The sequence below is a fragment of the Proteiniclasticum sp. genome, assembly GCF_032054185.1.
Classification (GTDB): domain Bacteria; phylum Bacillota; class Clostridia; order Clostridiales; family Clostridiaceae; genus Proteiniclasticum.
The window spans coordinates 26,671-45,502 of the sequence record NZ_DAMBTF010000019.1; the positions used below are offsets into that span (position 1 = coordinate 26,671).

The window sequence follows — 18,832 nt, forward strand, 5'->3', positions numbered from 1 at the left end:
TTCTTTATCCTATGCCAGTGCTTTTAAGATGAGTGTCAGTGTTCTTTTCTTCAGCTCAGAAATCTCCAGAGCATTTATCTCGTCACCTTCTATTTTCTGAGGTTCCATCATACATCCGCCGATTTTCAGCGGAAAGAGTTCGTGGACATATGCGCTGAATAAGCCGAATACGACCATCTTGAACTCCGGTAGGCCGATATCCTCACCGATCTGACCTTCATTCTGCCCAATCATGAGCGCCTTTTTCATCTGATCGATTACTACAGTCTCAAGCTTCAGTCTCATCTCTTCATCCATCAGACTGCCCGCATTCTTCCGGTCATGTTTTTGCGAGAGCAGCACCACGAATACGCCCGTGAATCTTTTTTCAAGGCTTTCATCGAGATAGTCAAGCGCATTTTCCATCATTCTGCTGAATTTTTTCTCCTGGAAGATATATGCGGTGAGTTCAAGAAAGCTCTTTCTGAGATGAAAGGTCAGTGCTTCACGGATGATTTCCTCTTTACTTGAGAAATACTCATAGGCTGTGCTTTTGCCCATACCGGCGGAGCCTGCGATATCTGCGACCTTCAGTTCATGGATCTGTCTGCCCTCTCTCAGGAGCGTCATGACCGCCTCAAAGATATGGATCTGTTTCTCTGTATATTTTTCCGCAAAATCCATTATCTTCCCTCCATACTGTGGTCTGTTTCTTTATTTTCTTCGAAGTCATCCTCGCTTCTCTTTTTCTCTCGAACGAAAAGATCATAGAGGATCGGAACGATGAACAGTGTCAGAAGAGTGGCATAAGCCAGGCCGCCGACGGTTACTACAGCCATAGGCTGCATCATTTCCGCACCGCTTCCTAGTCCTAGTGCAAGTGTCGTCATGGCCAGAATGGTAGTCAGTGCGGTCATGACGATCGGTCTCAGCCTTGTAGTACCGGTCAGAATCAGGGCTTCTCTTTTTTCATATCCTCTTGCTCTCAGCTGATTGACATAGTCCACAAACACAATACCGTTATTGACGACGACCCCTGCAAGAACAAGGAATCCAAGCATAGCGATGACGGACAGGTCCATTCCTGCAATCAGAAGGAGAAGGAATCCTCCCGTAAACGCCAGAGGTAATGTAAAGAGCACAATAAACGGTGAAAGCAGATTCTGGAACTGTGCAACCATAATGAGGTAGATGAAGACGATGGCAAGAAGAATCATGGCAACGAGATCTTTCATGGTATCCCTGATGCTTTCATTCTCTCCTGCCAGGGTCACTTCATATCCTTCTGGAACGTCCAGTGTACTGAGCTTTTCATCAAATGCCCGTCCGACCAGTCCGATATTATACCCTTCAGCAACAGATGCGGTTACGGTCATGTATCTGCTCTGGTTTACTCTTCTAATGGCCTGAACACTTTCAGTTTCCTCTATATCTGCAACATCTTTCAGAATCACGGTCTTTTCGCTGCCGTCTCTCTGGGTGACCGTCATGGAAAGATCTCCGATGGTTTCTCTTGAAAGTCCGTCTTTTTCCGGTTTCAGAAGAACAACCGGGAAGCTTGTTCCAAGCTCCGTAAGCTGTGTCGCAGTAATCTCCTGGCTGAGTACTGTGGATACTTCCTGGAAGACCTGTGCCACAGTCAGCCCTTCTCTTATGGCTTTATCCTTATCCACAATGATTCGGATTTCTTCCCCTGCATCTTCAAGCCCGGTAAGAACATCTTCAGTACCTTCGGTTTCTTTAAGAAGCGTAGCCACTTCTCTTGATATTTCAGCCATTTTATCCATATCGAATCCTTTTACTTCCACCTGGATACCGCTTCCGCCCAGTGCGGAAAGATCCATGTTGGAAGCTGATACGCTGACTTCTCCACCCAGATCTTCCGTTTTCTCGTAGATCAGTTTTTCCACATCACGATTGGTCAGTTCTCTGTCTTCTTCAAGCAGGATATAGAACGTGCTAGTTCCGGGACTTTCCGGACCACCCATTCCCATACCCATGACTCCGCCACCGCCGCCGCGCATGACGCCGACTGTTTCAACGGCTTCAATGGAAAGTATACGTTCCGCCACCTGATCATTCAGCGCGTTGACTTCATCTGTAGTCAGACCGTCCGGTGCTTCAAAAGATGCGGACATCTGAGGAGAATCGATCTCCGGAATGAATGCTGTTCCGATACGGGTTACCCCGTATATGCTGAGACCAAGAAGTCCTACGGTGAAAAGGACCACCAGAAACTTGAACTGAAGCGCTTTTTCAAGGGTTCTTCCGTAACTTCTGATGACTCCGTCAAACCATTTATGTTCTTTTTCACTGGTCGTCTTAAGAAGCGTCGCACCCATGGAAGGGACAAGCGTCAGTGCCACGATAAGGCTTGCAATCAGGCTGTAGGCGATGGTCAGTCCCATATCCACAAACAGCTGCCTGGAAATACCCTGTGTGAATACGATAGGAAGGAATACGCAGATTGTCGTAAGGGTTGAGGCGAAGATCGCTCCTGAAACCTCATTTGCTCCTTCTATTGCCGCCTGCATTGCCGGCATGCCTTCTTTTCTTAACCTGTAGATATTTTCGATGACAACAATACTGTTGTCCACAAGCATTCCGACACCCAGGGCAAGGCCTGAAAGTGAAATGACATTCAGCGTTACATTGCTGAAGTACATGAGGACAACGGCAAAGGTCAGACTGATCGGTATGCTGAGTGCAATAACGAAAGTCGGCTTCGAATCTCTCAGGAAGATGAGAAGCACGAGAATCGCAAGGACACCGCCGATAAGGAGATTCTGCATGACACTGCTTGTAATCATGTCGATGTAATCGCCCTGATCCATCATGGATGTGATGCTGAGTCCTTCATGCTGAGCTTCCAGTCTTCCGATTTCCTTGTCGATGGCGTCGGATACCTCTGCTGTGGAGGATGTACTCTGCTTCTGGAAAGTCAGAAGGACACCATCGTTACCATTGACCTTCGTATAGAGGGAATCGGAATTGTCCTTTTTCTCCACGGATGCAACTTCATTAAGGAAGATGTCACCGATGGGTTCCATGCTGAAGAGCACCAGTCTATCGACTTCTTCCGGTTCTTCAAAATTATCGCCGACCTTAACAAGGATCTGGTCGTCCCCGTCTCCGATGTATCCTGCAGGCATACTGAAGTTCTGAGCTTTCAGGATATTGGAGATCATCTCTTCTGTAAGAATATTATTAAGGTCTGCACTGCTTAAAGCCTCTTCTTTGGATTCCTGAAAGGTGGCCATTCCCTTATCGAGTTCGGACATACCTGTCTGCATCTGCACTTCAGCTTTGGCAAGCTCCACTGCCATGGTGATTTTTCCCGCTTCCAGCTGTTCATAGGCTTTTTTTGCTTCATTCAGTCCATTTTCCAGTTGCGGTTTCATGGCAGATATGGTCATCTGTCTGATGCCGATGCTCTGAAGGTCAAGCTCTACTGCAATCAGCGTCTTGATGGCTTCTCTAGCCTGCTCGGACAGCTGATCGGCTCCTTCCTGAGTCATTCCTGCGATGCCATCCGGCGGATTCTGCATGGAATCAAGAACCGCCTGAAAATCTTCAGGTGAAAGGTTCTCTGCTCCACTGGGGAATATACTTTCAAACACCGCATTGAGATCAAGAATTCCGCTCAGCTGTTCTCTTACACCTTCCAGTGCTGCCTTTTCTGCGGTAAGACTTGCCTCTTCAGCAAGAAGCGCATTGAGATTGCCCATGGCGCTGTTTAATTCTGTGCTCGCTTTTGCGATCTGATCTTTCTGACTTGCTGATTCTGTCGCAAGTGTTTTCTGCCCCGAAGCCAGAGCATTCTTTGCATCTTTCAGCTCATTCTCCGCTTTGGCAAGTTCGGTCTGTATGTTTCCTTTCACTCTTTCGTTCAGCGCCATGATTTTGTCAGGGACAAGACTGATTTCCAGCCTTGTTTCCACAAGTCCGCTTCCAGTTACGGATGCGACACCGTCCTGCCTTTCAAAGGAAGGCATAACCACTTCTTCCGTGAAGGTGGAGAGTTCATCGATTGCCATACCCTCAACGTCTACACTTGCCACGATGATCGGAAGCATATCCGGGCTGATCTTCATGACGATCGGCTGTCCGATTCCTTCTTCAAGACTCGCTTTGACCTGATCGATACTGCCGGAGAGCGCAATCATGGCACTGTCCATATTGGTTCCCTGAACGTATTCCATCATGATGATGCTGGAATTTTCATTGGAGATCGAATTCAGACTGCTCAATCCGCTTGAAGTTCCAAGAGCAGCTTCCATCGGTCTTGTAACCAGCTGTTCCACTTTCTCAGGACTTGCACCGGGATAGGGTGTGATGACCACAACAAACGGCAGATCAAGAGTAGGCAGAAGATCCGTCTTCATGCCCATAAATGATATTACCCCTAACACTATGGTCAGAATGACTGCAACCACAACGGTGTATGGTTTTCGTACGCTATATTTCGAAATCATTTCAAGTCCTCCTTAAGAACAGCCGACCGAACGGTCGGTCGGAAATTATGACTCATTTTAGCATCTTCTGAATAATGTGTAAACAAGGATCTTCTTATGTTTTTCTGAAAGATATGGCAGGAAGCCTGAAAACGCTTCACCGACTGGCAGACAGATGTTTTCGCGATATGACATACTGAGTTATTCTGATCCAATAAAAATGCCCGGAGATATATCCGGGCTGAGATACCCTTGTCCAAATTATACGGATCAGGTATGCAGTCTTCTTTATCCGTGGCCGGTTATCGGGGCTTGGTCCTATTCCTTGTTCATAAACTGTACTGTACTTTCCATCACGCAGTTTCAGCATGAAATGAAATTTAAATCGCATACCATCCCGGAACATCGTTATCCTTGGCCTACTCGTAATGGATGGCGGAAAGCATCGGTGTCTTTGCCGCTTTAACCGCAGGAAAGAGTGCTGCAAGAAAAGACGTCGTAACCGCAACAGCAATGCTCATCCAGATGGCTTTTACAGGCAGCAGGAAGTCCAGCTGGTAACCGGACATGGCGCCCATGGCGGCAATAAGAATCCTTGTGAGAAGAAGTCCAAGAAAAAGGCCGAGTACACCTCCGATCACCCCAAGAAGTCCAGCTTCCGATTCAATCATCTTCACAATCTGGAGCCTCGTCATACCCATGGTTCTCAGCATACCGATTTCCTGAGTTCTTTCCATAACGCTCATGGTCAGCGTATTGAGTACACCAAGTGCAGCAACCATAACCGCAAGAATGCCAAGGACATCAAACATGCCGAAAGCCTGGTTCATCAGTTCATCCGCCTGGACTTTAAGCGCAGTGTTGGATTCTATGATGAGATCATAGTCATCTTTAAATGCTTCCTTCAGTTTCTCCCGGGTAAGATCTGCGTCCGCCCCATCCATAGATTTTACAGAAAAACTGCTGACATCGGTGTTGTCAAACCATATCTTCAGATCGCTGAGGTTTCCGGTGACCACAAGGCCCTGACTGGAAAAATCCAGAACCACTGCTGTCACAATGAAATCATGATTACCGCTTACCGTTTCCAGGGTGATCGTATCTCCTTCTTTAACCCCGAATTTTTTGGAGATGACTTCTGATATCAGGAGATGATTCCCCTCATTCATTTCCTTGAGGACCTCCTCCTCGTCTGTATTTTCATCGGTGAAGACAAATCGTGTCACTTCGCTGTAAGCTGCTGGATCGATGCCAAGTAAGGTGATCTTTTCTTCGCCGCCTTCTCTGATCCATACTGCGGGCTGTGTAGCCGATGGTGAAACCACCTCGATTTCATCAAAAGCTTCCAGCTGCCTGCGAAGATCTGAGTTTACCGGAATAGAGGAGCTGATGAAGATATCTCCCCCAAGATAGGCATCCATCCAGTCAAGAAGATCCGCCCTGAATGAACCGGTTATCCCCTGCGTTGCTACGATCATGGAAACGCCCACCATAAGAGCCGCAACTGTAAGCATAGTCCTGCTTTTTGACCTTTCGATGTTTCTTATGCCGATGACTCCGATTCCGCCAAAAAGAATCCTGAACGGCCATTTCACGATATACTGCCAGAAGAAAAGCGTCACAGGAATCATGAGTGTCGCACCCAGAAACAGCATGAACACGGTCATGCTTCCAAGTCGAAACTGTACATCATACGGGAAGGGATTTAAGATCAGAATGCCGACTGCTGACAGCAGAAGAACCAGCCCGGGAATCCAGAGATACCGGTGGTACCTGTTTTCGTTTTTCCCCTCACCCGTGCGAAGAGCTTCAAGAGGTGATACCTTTCCTGCAGAAAATGCGGGAAGAACTGCTGAGAGAAGGGTCACTCCTGCGCCCACAGCCATGCTGGAGAGAATCATAAGAAGAGAAAATCCGCCCTTTTCAATCGGACTGCCCAGGATATTTTCCATAAGTCCTGAAAGACCGTCAGAGAGTATCATGCCAAGAAGAATGCCAAGCAACGAACCTGCAAGTCCTAAAAGGATTCCTTCAAGAAGAATCTGTCCGATGGTCTGGCTTCTTGTGAGCCCTACACACCTAAGCAGACCGATCTCCCGTTTCCTTTCCGCAACTGTCATGGAGAGTGCATTGTAGATAAGAAAAGCGCCCACAAATAGGGCAATCCCGGCCATGAAGTTGAGACTGATCTGATACCCGCCCAGCATCTGGCTGGTTTCCTGGCCGCCCTGACTGGGATAGCTCACCTGTAGGGTATCGGGAAGCTTTTCTGAAAGTCTTTGCTTCAGTTCTTCAATACTTCCCTCCTCTTTCAGATCAGGATCCGCAAGGACATCGATTCGGGAAATCCTCCCCTCGCTGTCTCTTATTTTCTGCGCATAGGCAATAGGCATGACGCCAAACTTTCCAAGGCTCGTCATGCCCGCTCCTTCTTTCTCGATCAGTCCAGTTACTTCCATTTCTTCTACACCATGTTCCATCTGAACGCTTACGCGGCTACCCACGTCTATCCCTTTTTCCTTAGCATAGTCATAAACGAGCACGATCTCTGCCTCATCTTTGCCTGAGAAAAATCCGCCTTCAAGAAACGTATAGCTCCTCACCTCCTGATCCATCATTGAATCAATACCATAAAGCGAGAACCCTTCGCTGCCTATTCCGGAAAAACCGATGGAAAGAGGTTCTTCTTCCTCTTCCTCATCTCGTAGCAGAGCCGTGGTTATAAAAAGAGGTACTGCTTTACCCACCCCTTCTGTCTCAATGACCCTACCTAGGATTTCCTCATCAAAGGTCCCGCCTTCTGTCAGGCTGGATATCTCCAGCTGCACTTTTCCCGAAGTTCCTTCAAAAAAACCGGTCAGAGACTGAAATGCCTTTTCGTTGACGTGATTGATGGAAAATATGGCTGCAACGCCAATAATGATGCCAAAAAGAGTGAGGATGCTTCTTGATTTTCTTTTATACATGGAGCGTATGGTGATGAGCTTTGTCAGTCTCATAGCAATCACTCCCCGCTCTCAAGACTGTCCAGAATGATGCGTGCTTTCGAAGAAATGCTCTGTCCCTCCAGAAATGAAACTTCCTTCTGGATTTTCCCGTCCTGAAGAAAAATCAGCCGGTCGGCATGGGCTGCTGCTTTAGGATCATGGGTGACCATGACGATGGTCTGATGAAGATCCTTAGCGCACTCTGCAAGAAGCTCCATGACCTGTTTTCCGGTCTTAGAATCCAGATTGCCTGTTGGCTCATCGGCAAGGAGAAGCTTGGGCTCTGTAATCAACGCTCTTGCAAGAGATACTCTCTGCTGCTCTCCTCCCGAAAGCTCACTTGGACGGTGGTTTCTTCTGTTTGTAAGACCTACACGGACAAGGAGATCCTCAAGCTTTTCCTCATACGCCTTCGTCTTTTTTCCGTCGATGATAAGAGGCAGAAGAATATTTTCCTGTGCACTTAGGGTAGGCAGAAGATTGTAGAACTGAAAGACGAACCCGATGTTTCTCCTTCTAAGAAGTGTCGCATCATGATCCGAAAGAAGGGATACCATTTCACCGGCAAGCTCGATTTCTCCCCCGCTCGGCTGATCCAGTCCGCCTAAAAGATGCAGAAGTGTTGATTTTCCGCTTCCCGAAGGCCCCATGACCGCGATAAACTCTCCCTCCTCCACATCAAGACTGACCCCATCAAGGGCTCTGACCTGATGTTTTCCGACGTCATAGACTCTGCGGAGATTTCTTGCTGTAAGAACGCTCATAATGATTCCTTCTTTCCCTCCTGATTTTTGTCTGTCTTCATTTTCGATGAATGCTTCATCATATTGACCACATATTTCGAATCAAAAGTATGTCCTTCTTTTTTATAGCGGAGAAAGGCTCGGGTCTCCGGCAACTGCGCAAGCAGATAGAATAGGGTCATGAAAAGTGCAAAGAGCGTTTCGTCACTCGTCACGCCTTCCGTCACCATGAACCAGGGAATTGAAAGGGCGACAACAGCCATGAAGGTAAAGGATGGGGCAATCATACCGATGATCATCCCGCCGGACTGGGTGATGAGAAAACCTAAAGGACTTGCAGCAAGCATCATGCCCATCACCGTGGAGTTTCCTCCCCCGCCCTTAAAACGGTAGAAAACAGGCCACAGATGACCGATGAGGACGAAAAGTCCGGTAATCAGATGATATGATTCCTGAGGATAGAGAATCCTCAGGATGACCATGGGAATAAACGCTTTAAGAAGGTCCAGAGCCATGGTGAGAACGCCCCATTTCCTGCCCATGGCCATCATGACGCTTGTGGCCCCCACCGCATGGGTGATGATGACCGCTTCACCGTCTGTTGAGACACTTGTGATACGTGCAGGTTCTTCACCGGGCCGTTTCAGGGCGAATAGCGTGCGGGCAAAAGACACTGACCCGATGAAATAGCCCATGACCGAAAATAAGATGAGTCTTCCGTAATCTTCCATATTTCCACTTCCCTCCTACTCTTTCTCAACAAATATATTTCCGCTGTATCCGTCCACGGTAACCATTCTGCCGTCTCTGATTCCTGTTGCTCCTGAAACGGATACTACAGCCGGAATCCTGTATTCCCTGGCGACAATGGAGCTGTGGGAAAGGATCCCGCCCGATTCGGCAATCACAGCACCTGCTCTTGCAAAAAGAGGTGACCAGCCCACATCTGAAAATGGAATGATGAGAACGTCCCCTTCCATGAGACGCTCAAAATCTGAAAATCCGTGAAGCACTCTTGCCGGACCGCAGTAAACACCAAGGGATGTGGGTATGCCTTTCAGATCCTCTTTCACATGATTTCTTATGGGCGGCTGCTCTTTTCCGATGATGATTTCTGGTGCATGTATTCCTTCATAATACTTAAGCTCTTCTTTTCTTTCCTCAACCAGCTTCTTAAGAGGCAGCTCTTTCCAGTCGTCCACGATGGAGACGAGCTCATCCCAGTAGAGATAGAAGATGTCCTCCTGATCCAGAAGAAGACCTTCCCTGACAAATTCTTTTCCCATAGAAAGAAAGACATTTCTGAACTGACCATAGCCTTGGGTATATAGAGAACTGATTGATTCACGAAGGACTGCAAACCGGCTAGTCCTTTTGTACAGGCTCCCATATACCCCCCTCTTCATGAGCGGAAACTTCAGGTCCTTAAATTCCAGACATTGCTTACTCCTTGAGGGTTCCTGTGCCATTTCGATCATGCTGTAGACAAGAGATGGGGTTTCGCGCCATGGAATCTTCGAGCAGTCATTTCCGCTGTCGCTGAAATGACCGAATTTCTGAATAAACGCCTGAACATCCTCATCCAGTGCTCTCCTGTCCGATTCACTTAAGGAATCCAGAGGCAGGGTATATTTCCTTCTCATCTTTGCCAGATGATGGTGAGGACTGTAGTCATCTGCCGCTTCTTCCACACCTTTAAGCTTAAGGTCCCGGATATCATAGCCTTCCTTCTTCAGACCGTTTGAGAGCATCCTGTGATACATCATCATCTCCATGGGGAGTATGATGTTGAAGTAGGCGACTTTCTCTGTTTCTTCTGCAATTCTTCGAGCAAGTCTGAGGTTCTCTTCTTTAGATGCACTCTCTCTGATTTCTCTTTCCAGTTCATCATAGACTTTATGTTTTGAGGGCTCCATAGCTCTGTATCTTCTCTCTGCAGTAAGAAAGCTTCTTGTCAGTGACAGAAGACTCGGGAGTCTCCCCAGGATTTTCATGCCGGGCTTGATATGCGGTTTTCTTGGACCATCCTGTTCTAACCCAAGAAGAAGTTCCAGCCCTTCATAAGGAATGCCCAGACTTTCAAATACCTGCCCGAAAAGCGCCATATTAAAGTATGCCCGTCCATAATAGTACCCCGTAAGACTTTCGGGGTCTATTGAAGGGTCACCTGTAAGCTTCACAAGAATTTCCGTCCAGATTCTGTTGATCATGGTGGTATTCACCGACCAGACCAGAGGCTTGATGATTCCCGGAAGCATTTCCTTTGTAATCCGGCTGGAGTAGATGGGTATGCTCAGCTGTGTTATGGGTCTTACCTGAAGAAAGTACAGTTTTCCCCATCATAAGCCCATTCCAGATCAACAGGTTTACCATAGGCTTTTGCGATGAGATACGCATTTTCAATGAGCTGATCCGCAAACTCCTCACTGATGATTCTCGTTTCCGGCTTTTCTATCCAGTTTCCCCATTTGGATACCCATCGCTCAGGGTTTTTCATGGCTGAAACCTGGTCATCCCCTGTTCCTTCCCCTGCTTCAATGATGATTTCAGAAAATCCCGTAATGGGATTTTTTGTAAAAATAACCCCAGACGATCTGGCTTCGACCATTTCCTGAATGATCACAGCCATAAGAATCGACTGGGTATCGATATCATGAGTTTTACAGTAGGTCAGAAGTTTTACATCATAGAGAGACTGCCATACTTTAAGAACAGCCTCAATGATCTCATCTTCTCCGCTGATGCCAAGATAGCTCTGAAAAAGACCAGCGCAAGAAAACTCATTATGGTCTTCCACTGAAGCCGATGAGCGCACGGCATAAGTCTGCCCTTGCTGAATGAAGTTTTTCAGCTCGCTTCTAAGCTTTCCGATCACATTTTCATTTCCTGCCTGATAATCATTCAGGGCAAAAAAGCTTACAACACACCCTTTCGGAACCGGATATCTTTTTCTCATCAGAAACTGAAGGTTTTTCGTTTTATTTCCTCCAGCATTACCAAGGGTCAGATCCTCAAGTGAATACAGATATTTTTCACGCATTTAAGATCACCTCATTCCTTCAACACTTAAATAAGGATTAATCAGAACCATATCTACCATTAATCTTATGTTCAACTTGATGAGAATGTACTTGTTAAGTGGATTATAATGCTAATAGCAACCTTCTACTACAATACCTTTAATTTTTGATAAATTATTCATAACGTTATCATTCTATCCATGGCATGTGAAAAAATGGCAGGGTTTCATTCCACCTTTTTGCAGTCTCCATATTTTTTATACCCTTCAGACAGAAGTTATTTTTTGATGTAAGGTTATGGAAGAAGAAGAGAGCTCTTCACCTTATCATTAAATAACTACATTCAAGTCCTTACTAAATCTTCATTTTATCTACTCCTTAACTTAAGAAATGTATGATATCCTTTGGGATATAAGCTAAAATAATCATGTTAAAAGAAAAGGAGCATCAGTTATATGATAAAAAGAAACCTGAAATTCAAAATAAGCTATATAGCAGCTGTGGCTATGATCATGGTTCTTTCTACAGTTTTCATAGGAGGCAGAAAGGTACTGGCTGCTGATATAAAGCAGCCGGCTTTTGCCTTCGGAGAAAGCCTGACCGAGGCAGAATACGAAAAGACCAAAGAACTTCTTGGCGTAAAGACCGACTCAAGAGAAATTGAAGTCATGATCAACGAGCTGAATGATATTCTGCATAACAGCTATTCCTACCATCAGGTATACTCTTCAGTCTATCTTGAGCCAAGTGACACAGCTGAAGGTGTGAGCGTGGAAATCGTTACCCCTGAGACCATTACAAAAATCACCCCCGCACAGTATCAGAATGCCGCAATTACTGCGGGTGCAATTAACCTCGACATTAAGATCGCCTCGGTGAAAGCGGTTGACGGTTCCGGAGCGCTTGCCGGTGTATATAAGGCATTCAGCGATGCAGACGCCGAGCTTCCAGAGGAAAACATCGTCGTCGCTCAGGAAGAGCTCGAAGAAACTTCAGACATCAGCGAAGAGAATGAAGGCAAGGAAGGCTATTCCGATGAGCTTCTCAACGCTGCCATAGCTGAAATCAAGGCACAGATCCAGAAAGAAAAGGACGAGAACAATGGTGAGATTACAGTGGTCACCATCACAAACATCGTCAATACCGTAATCAACAACTACAATCTGGATGGTGTCATCACGGAAGAGAACAAACAGAGACTGATCTCTCTCATGGAGAAATTCTCCAAGCTCGAATTCACAGATGAACAGAAGACAGCCATCAAAGACTTCGGCGAAAACCTCATAGAAGGCGGCGGAAAGCTCATGGATGATGTAAAGTCAACATGGGATGGTCTTGATGAGGATGTCAAGACAGGCATCAGCGGTTTCTTCAGAAACTTTATGGATGCCCTCGCAGACTTCTTCAGAGGCCTGTTTAACTGAAAAATGGACAGCTTGAGATCTGAAGAAATTCAGTAAAGCATATCAGCTGAAAATAAAGGCAGCGCTTCATGCACATTAGGTGTCATGAGGTGCTGCCTTTTCGTTTCTGTAACACTTTATTTCTTATTACGTATCATTTTCAGACGGTGATTTCGGATACTCCTTCCAGTGGACATCTATTGATGCCCGATCACTTTTAAGATTGACCGTTTCCTCTCCTTTGACCATCATGATGATTTCAATTGTTCCATCTAGAGATTCCTTGATGCGCTGGCTCATTTCTCCTTTACTTGGTGATGCCAGAGCAACAGGGTTGGACTGTCTGGCTTTCAGCGTCACTCTGTATTTCCCTTTTTTCACGGTGGCGGTAAAGGCATCCTCAGTCACCTTGAAATTCAGCATTCTTGCTCCTTCAATGGAACTGAAACGGAATTCCTGTCCTTCATGGTGAAAAACAAGAAAGAATCCTTTTGCGAATCTCCCCAATACAGGAACAGTCGCATAACTGAATACGACAGCACTCGTGTCCCATCCGTTGGCATGTGCCCATACATATTCTTTAGGAAAACTTGTCCCCCAGTCTTTCTCGATATAGCCGTCTGCCTCACTAACTGACCAGGAATCTTCTCCGATCTCAAGATGTCCATTTACTCGATGGTACATGCTGATGATCGAATGATTGCATTCATTCGGAAAATGAGTCAGCCAGCCCATGATGTTCGGTCTAAGAAATGATGTTCTGATCGGACTGAATGGACCGAATGTGAAGTCCCCTTTTACAGGAACACCATCAGCATCAAAATCCAGTTTCATTCCTTTTTCTGACAGCTCATTGTTTCCGATCTTCAGAACAAAAGGATCCTTCTCCCATTTCAGCTCTTCCATGGGAAAACGGATGTAGGTCGTTTCATGCCTGAGACTGTTTGTAAACTGAATAAATGCATGCCTGGTCGCCTTATGGGTAGAATATCCCCAGATGACAGATAGAATGAGATCATTCTCCTGATCATCGATCTTACTGAACCATCCCTCAAAGGATTCCGCTTTTTCAAGGCCTACCATTATTCCAAACTGTTTCATCTTATCCACCTCTGTCTCCCATCCCTTTACGAGACTTTCCGTCATTATCTCACAGTTTCACAAGACTGTATCTGAACTTTTCCCTCTTTTCTTCATGAGTATTCTTCTGATTCTCGGCCTGTTGTATCTCTGGGCTATGATGCAGGGAAGATTCAAAACGAGTGCATAGGCAATCATCATAAAGAGCACATAAAACGGTGTAAAAAAACCGAAGACCCAGAAAAATGACATGGCCAGCCAATGGGTCATTTCCCCTCTTGCAGATTCTGTGAGATATCTTGTGAGATTCTCTGTGGAGAGGTCTTTCAGGTTCTTTTTCTGATAGCCTTTCTTTCGCCAGACCGCACCTCCGTCTGGCAGTAAGCCTTTCCAGCTCCGTACTTTGAACACTTTCTCATAGATTTCTCCGCCTCTCTCAAATTTATGCAGGCGATAGAAGTATGCATCGGGATCAAAACAGCGGTCCGGGATCAAGATGCAGATGAGCACAGTACCAGCCTGAATGATTCCCCACAGAATAAAGCATAAAATGATCGTTACCGGCTTTGACAGAAAGATCACCCTCATGGCACTTCACCCGTATCAATCTTTCGTCCTTTCCACGTGACCTTCAGTCCAAATACTTTCTTGAAAACCGACAAACTGAACACCCCCAGAAAAACAAGAAGAACCGCCGGATAAAATACAGTTGTCCATAAATGATATCTGCCGATTTTTGCCGAAATCACTTTCAGAAGAATCACCCATGTCATATAAAGCAGTGAATAAATCAGCGCCCAGTCGAATTTCGAGGACATTAAAAAGGCTGAAAGATGAAGTGGTACGGAGGTCAGTGAAGTAACCCAGAGGAAAACCAGAATAAAAAGGAATAACGGCGTTTTCGATGCGCCTTGCGCAAAATTCTTTGTCCATCCTTCAAGAAGACTGCTCAGACCTTCCCCATACATTCTGTAGGAGATATCCTCGTCTCCCATAAAAATACTGAAAGGCAGATTCTTCCTCTTCATCTCAAGTCCAAGGGAAACATCATCGACCACACTGCTCTTTATGACCCTATGACCTCCGACCCTATCATAATCCGGCCGTGAAATGAGGATGAGCGGTCCGTTAAGCCCTGTATTTATGGGTTTTTTCAGGGCAGAGCCGTTGGCTGCAAACTGCAGAAGATTGAAAAACAGGGAAAACTGTTCGTAGACTTTTTCCGTTTTATGGAAGGGCTGCACAGAAACTGCAGCTTCCGATTCAGAAAATCCGCTTACGAGTCTTCTTACCCCATCCTTTCCGAGCCTGACATCTGCATCAATGAAAAGGAGAAGATCTCCTTCAGCAGCCTCTGCACCAGTCTGGCATGCCCAGGATTTACCCAGCCATCCATCGGGTTTGTTTTCTAAAGTCAGAAGCTTGACACCATAAGACTCCGCAATGACAGCGGTTCCATCTTCTGACCCGTCATCCACACAGATGATTTCTTTCGGAATAAGGGACTGATTCCTCAAATCAGAAAGCAGCAGCGGAAGATTTCTCTCCTCATTTCTTACAGGAATAATGACTGAAACGGATGGAATGCGGCTCCTTTTCCTCTTTTCTTCAGGTAGCTTCGGTATATGGTTAAACAGTATGGCTGTAGAGAGCAGTCCAGTCACTGCGATGAAAAGGTCCAGTATGTCCCTGTTCACAGCTTTGTTCCTTTCAGCGTTTTACGCACTTCATCGGCTGCAAGTTTACCTGTCAGGATGGAAACCGGAAGACCCGAGGGGCTGAATGTCCATTGTCCGCACTGATAGACATCCTCTATCGGGGTCGTCACAGATTTTGCGATTTTCCTGAAGCGGTTTTCTGCCGGCATCTCACCTGTGAATGCCCACCCGGTGATCGCGCCCTGGGCATTAGAGGTTTCACGCTCGATGGTCAGCGGTGTGGAACACAGGGCAAACTCTGTATGCTCTTTCAGTTCGGGGAATAGAGTGGATGCAAGGGTTTCAGAGATGATCTCTATACACAGCTTCTTGAATTCCTCATAACCGCCTTCCTTAAGAAACCTTCTGACCAGTCTATAGTCCATCAGAGTACTGATGATGAGTCCTGTTTTTCCTTCCGGAGCAAGTGAGTCATCTCTTAATGAAGGACAGGAAATCTCGTAGGTCGTCAGTTTCAGGTATGCCCTTACCCACTCGTTCATTTCCTCCAACCCCTGTTCCATGGATTCATCATAGGAAGGAAGCGTTGACAGGCCTTTTGTCACTGGGGTATAAAACGCATGGGCGCCACATTTCCCCTGAAAGTAGTCAGAACTTAAACTGGTTCCCATATATAGCGTGAGAATGGAATCTCCACCCTCATTCACTTCCACTAGAGTTTTCTGTTTCTCCATTTCTGGTGTCATCAGACCGCCGAAATTATTGTAAAGCGATTTCTGATCTGCTGCCCAGACAAGTTTTCTGTAGTTTAGCGTCTTTCCATGAGATGTTCTGACCTCATGCCGCGAAGGATCCACATGGGTGATCTCTGTTTCTGTGAGGATTTCACCACCGGCGGAGAGGATATATTCTGTCATCTTTTCGGCGAGAACTCCTGTCCCACCTTTGGGATAGCTGTAATCAAGATAGAGCCCGAAATAGCTGAGGGCGAAGAACGAAGGCGTCTCTTTGAAAAAATGCTGAGTGATCATATCGATGAGCTTCTGATTTTTTGTGAAACGCCTGAGATAGTCATTCACCGGTTCATTCATTCTGCTGGCTTTTCCGATCTTCATCTGATATCTGATCAGCCATGGCAGCAGGGTCTTCATGATATATTCTCTGTCTTTCATGTCTTCCAGAAATAGCGGATTCTCGATTCCGTAGAGGACATCCATATACCCCATGACTTTTCTGATTTCATCTGCAATTTTCGATACCGCTTCACCATCATCCGGAAAAATCTCAGCAAGCATGCTACTGTAGTCTTCTAGACTGTCTTTCGACTGAAGTTTTGTCCACCTGTCTCCTATTCCTATGGATACGGGATTTCTTGAAACATCAAGGCTGATGCCGAGGCTCTTCAGCATGGGAAAGATGATGCCGGAATTCTCAAATGCCCTGATTCCCCCATCAAATGCAAAATCCTTATACCAGAATGTATTGACAAGGCCTCCTGTCTTCTTTCCTTTTTCGCAGAGCAGCGTCCTGTAGCCGTATTTGGAAAGATAGGCTGCACTTGTGAGGCCTGCCAGGCCTCCACCTGCAACAATCACATCATAATCCTTACTCATCTCGTCACCTCTTCAAGCTGTGTGATGACATCTTTAATTCTTACTGGACCACCCTGATCATGAGCCAGGATGCACCGCGATTCATAGTTGATAAGTTCTTCAGGCTCAGCAGGCTGAAGGCTCCAGCTCTTCCATGCCCCAATGAAGTTGCCCACTGAAGCTCTTCTCATGATGCCTCTGATATCGGCGCCTTTCCCTCTTGTGCAGCCGGGATGCTCACAGTATCTGCATCTCATGGCTTCATGCATCATGCTTTTTGTTTTTTCGTCGTACCCTTCAAATAGCCTGTCTTCTGTGAAAGGCTTTCCCACAATTCTCACGTAGTTTTTCATATTCTTCTGAAATACAAAAGGTTCCTTGCCGAGCTTCTTTAAAACCACATTGGCGGCTGTAAGCCCCGAAGTGGTCACTGTGGGTGTTCCCGTTCCCATGACGGTCGATTCACCGCAGCAGAAGAAATTGTCCCACTCTGTTCTGGTAAGAAGTCTCTTGAACATATGCTGCCCGAGCATCTGCTTGGGACCGGCAACAGCTCCGCCATTTTTCAGGGTATACCGTCTGATGGTTTCAGGTGTTGCAAGCTCCGCAAAGCGAAGCGCGTTCCTGAAACCCGGAAACCTCTTTTCAAGAACTGCAATGAGCCTTTCTTTTTCCAGCTCTTTTTTCTCATGATAGGTTGTATGATCTGACCGATCCCAGCTCTGAAAGGTCGGACCGATGGCAGTCACTGTATGTTCATCCTCTGCGCAGAGCGTTCTGTCGTCTATGCTGAGAATATAGGCTGTAACTTCACTTTCATCCAGCTTTTCAGGATTGCCCACGATAAGCTCAATATTTGCAGTGTCAGGAGGGATGATATCACGATCGACCACCGTGTAGAGTACTACGCTTGGATAGGTTGGCACCTGACTTTTCGCCCAGTCTCTTCTTTTTTTTGTTGTATGGGATGGGTCCAGCAGCTTATCGTATAGATTCCATACCGTTCCGGAGTAGACGATGTCTTTTGCTTTCAGCGTTCTTCCATCATCAAGAAGCACACCTGAAGGTTTATCCTTCTCAAAAACTATGGCGGTGACTTCATGCTCAAGAATCATATCTCCGCCATTTTCTTCGATGACCTTCTCGAGCTTTCCGGGAAGAAAGAGTGTGGAACCCGCCGGGTAATAGCTTCCACCCACATGGTTGTCTACAAACATGACCGCGGCAAGAACTGCCGGTGCTTCCTCAACCGTCGCATAGCAGTATGTGGAGGTCAGTTTATCAAAGAAGTTGAAGATTTCAGGATCGGTAAAATACCGGCTGAGCAGTTTCCGCGCACTCTTATTGAGGAGGGTAAGAAAACGGAAATAGGAAACCGGATGTTTTCTCATGCTTTTCAGCGCATGATTCCGGTCTGTTTCGTCAGCAGTTGTGTATGTAGGTGTATCCACCATGACGTGTCTGTACATGACCAGCATGTCATGATAGAAGCGATGGATATTCTCTCTTTCGCCTGGAAAAACCTGAGAGAGCTCATCTGCAAACTTTTCCACATCCGGCCAGAACTTTATATTCTTCCCCTTATAATTCACCGTATAAAGCAGATCATGACGGATCATATCGATAGGTTCTTCAAGGGCATTGAAAACAAACCGGTGTGCATTGAATCCATGTTCACCGAAACCGTAAAGCATCGCTGAGCCCTGATCAAAGGTGACGCTTCCTCTTTTGAACACCCCGCAGGATCCACCCGGATTATAGCTTTTGTCTATGACTGCAACAGACAGTCCCCTCTTTGACAGAAGACCTGCTGCTGTCAGACCTGAAAGTCCTCCCCCAATAACGATGACATCGTAATCCATTATTATCCCCCTTACTCTGAGATCTGAATAAACATATCCTACACACACTTCAAT

Annotated in this window: 13 protein-coding genes; 1 reads left to right on the forward strand and 12 read right to left on the reverse strand. The window is 46.3% G+C overall.

The annotated features are described in order from the left end of the window. Positions 1-9: 9 nt before the first annotated feature. From RTX25_RS10705 to RTX25_RS10735, 7 genes are all read right to left on the reverse strand, one after another. Positions 10-663, reverse strand: coding sequence for a helix-turn-helix domain-containing protein (locus RTX25_RS10705; protein ID WP_312653510.1), 654 nt, complete (start codon positions 661-663; stop codon positions 10-12). Beyond that, positions 663-4,454, reverse strand: coding sequence for an efflux RND transporter permease subunit (locus tag RTX25_RS10710; RefSeq protein WP_312653512.1), 3,792 nt, complete (start codon positions 4,452-4,454; stop codon positions 663-665). The genes RTX25_RS10705 and RTX25_RS10710 overlap by 1 nt, the downstream gene beginning before the upstream one ends. Before the next feature lie 398 nt (positions 4,455-4,852). Continuing rightward, entirely contained in the window at positions 4,853-7,432 is a 2,580-nt protein-coding gene (locus RTX25_RS10715) for an FtsX-like permease family protein (RefSeq protein ID WP_312653514.1), read from the reverse strand. Positions 7,433-7,437: 5 nt separating this feature from the next. Next, positions 7,438-8,184: an ABC transporter ATP-binding protein gene (locus RTX25_RS10720; RefSeq protein ID WP_312653516.1), complete on the reverse strand. Its 747-nt coding sequence runs from the start codon at positions 8,182-8,184 to the stop codon at positions 7,438-7,440. Beyond that, positions 8,181-8,894, reverse strand: coding sequence for a glycerol-3-phosphate acyltransferase (locus tag RTX25_RS10725; protein WP_312653518.1), 714 nt, complete (start codon positions 8,892-8,894; stop codon positions 8,181-8,183). The genes RTX25_RS10720 and RTX25_RS10725 overlap by 4 nt, the downstream gene beginning before the upstream one ends. Positions 8,895-8,909: 15 nt before the next feature. Then, positions 8,910-10,421, reverse strand: a complete 1,512-nt coding sequence (locus RTX25_RS10730; protein ID WP_312653520.1) for a PEP-utilizing enzyme — start codon at positions 10,419-10,421, stop codon at positions 8,910-8,912. Between the two features lie 53 nt (positions 10,422-10,474). Beyond that, positions 10,475-11,203: a PEP/pyruvate-binding domain-containing protein gene (locus tag RTX25_RS10735; RefSeq protein WP_312653522.1), complete on the reverse strand. Its 729-nt coding sequence runs from the start codon at positions 11,201-11,203 to the stop codon at positions 10,475-10,477. Positions 11,204-11,638: 435 nt separating this feature from the next. Here RTX25_RS10735 and RTX25_RS10740 point away from each other — a divergent pair, with 435 nt between their 5' ends. Beyond that, a complete protein-coding gene (locus RTX25_RS10740; RefSeq protein WP_312653524.1) occupies positions 11,639-12,607 on the forward strand; it encodes a DUF1002 domain-containing protein in 969 nt (322 codons plus the stop codon). 126 nt (positions 12,608-12,733) lie between these two features. Here RTX25_RS10740 and RTX25_RS10745 read toward each other — a convergent pair whose 3' ends face one another. The 5 genes from RTX25_RS10745 to RTX25_RS10765 are packed head-to-tail and all read right to left on the reverse strand — an operon-like array spanning position 12,734 to position 18,778. Further along, entirely contained in the window at positions 12,734-13,687 is a 954-nt protein-coding gene (locus RTX25_RS10745; protein ID WP_312653526.1) for a tocopherol cyclase family protein, read from the reverse strand. 57 nt (positions 13,688-13,744) lie between these two features. Continuing rightward, the gene (locus RTX25_RS10750) at positions 13,745-14,254 is read right to left on the reverse strand and encodes a hypothetical protein (RefSeq protein ID WP_312653528.1); all 510 of its coding nucleotides are present in this window, start codon (positions 14,252-14,254) and stop codon (positions 13,745-13,747) included. After that, positions 14,251-15,363, reverse strand: coding sequence for a glycosyltransferase family 2 protein (locus RTX25_RS10755; RefSeq protein ID WP_312653530.1), 1,113 nt, complete (start codon positions 15,361-15,363; stop codon positions 14,251-14,253). The genes RTX25_RS10750 and RTX25_RS10755 overlap by 4 nt, the downstream gene beginning before the upstream one ends. After that, a complete protein-coding gene (locus RTX25_RS10760; RefSeq protein ID WP_312653532.1) occupies positions 15,360-16,937 on the reverse strand; it encodes an NAD(P)/FAD-dependent oxidoreductase in 1,578 nt (525 codons plus the stop codon). Before RTX25_RS10760 ends, RTX25_RS10755 begins: the two co-directional genes overlap by 4 nt. Next, positions 16,934-18,778 (reverse strand): FAD-dependent oxidoreductase, encoded by a 1,845-nt coding sequence (locus tag RTX25_RS10765; RefSeq protein ID WP_312653534.1) that lies wholly within the window; start codon positions 18,776-18,778, stop codon positions 16,934-16,936. Before RTX25_RS10765 ends, RTX25_RS10760 begins: the two co-directional genes overlap by 4 nt. Positions 18,779-18,832: the final 54 nt, after the last annotated feature.

Excerpts from the sequence above, each read along its gene's own strand:
- RTX25_RS10720 (WP_312653516.1), bottom strand. The coding sequence starts at position 8,184 with ATGAGCGTTCTTACAGCAAGAAATCTCCGCAGAGTCTATGACGTCGGA.
- RTX25_RS10715 (WP_312653514.1), bottom strand. The coding sequence starts at position 7,432 with ATGAGACTGACAAAGCTCATCACCATACGCTCCATGTATAAAAGAAAA.
- RTX25_RS10750 (WP_312653528.1), bottom strand. The coding sequence starts at position 14,254 with ATGAGGGTGATCTTTCTGTCAAAGCCGGTAACGATCATTTTATGCTTT.
- RTX25_RS10735 (WP_312653522.1), bottom strand. The coding sequence starts at position 11,203 with ATGCGTGAAAAATATCTGTATTCACTTGAGGATCTGACCCTTGGTAAT.
- RTX25_RS10705 (WP_312653510.1), bottom strand. The coding sequence starts at position 663 with ATGGATTTTGCGGAAAAATATACAGAGAAACAGATCCATATCTTTGAG.
- RTX25_RS10765 (WP_312653534.1), bottom strand. The coding sequence starts at position 18,778 with ATGGATTACGATGTCATCGTTATTGGGGGAGGACTTTCAGGTCTGACA.
- RTX25_RS10710 (WP_312653512.1), bottom strand. The coding sequence starts at position 4,454 with ATGATTTCGAAATATAGCGTACGAAAACCATACACCGTTGTGGTTGCA.
- RTX25_RS10740 (WP_312653524.1), top strand. The coding sequence starts at position 11,639 with ATGATAAAAAGAAACCTGAAATTCAAAATAAGCTATATAGCAGCTGTG.
- RTX25_RS10760 (WP_312653532.1), bottom strand. The coding sequence starts at position 16,937 with ATGAGTAAGGATTATGATGTGATTGTTGCAGGTGGAGGCCTGGCAGGC.
- RTX25_RS10725 (WP_312653518.1), bottom strand. The coding sequence starts at position 8,894 with ATGGAAGATTACGGAAGACTCATCTTATTTTCGGTCATGGGCTATTTC.
- RTX25_RS10730 (WP_312653520.1), bottom strand. The coding sequence starts at position 10,421 with ATGCTTCCGGGAATCATCAAGCCTCTGGTCTGGTCGGTGAATACCACC.
- RTX25_RS10745 (WP_312653526.1), bottom strand. The coding sequence starts at position 13,687 with ATGAAACAGTTTGGAATAATGGTAGGCCTTGAAAAAGCGGAATCCTTT.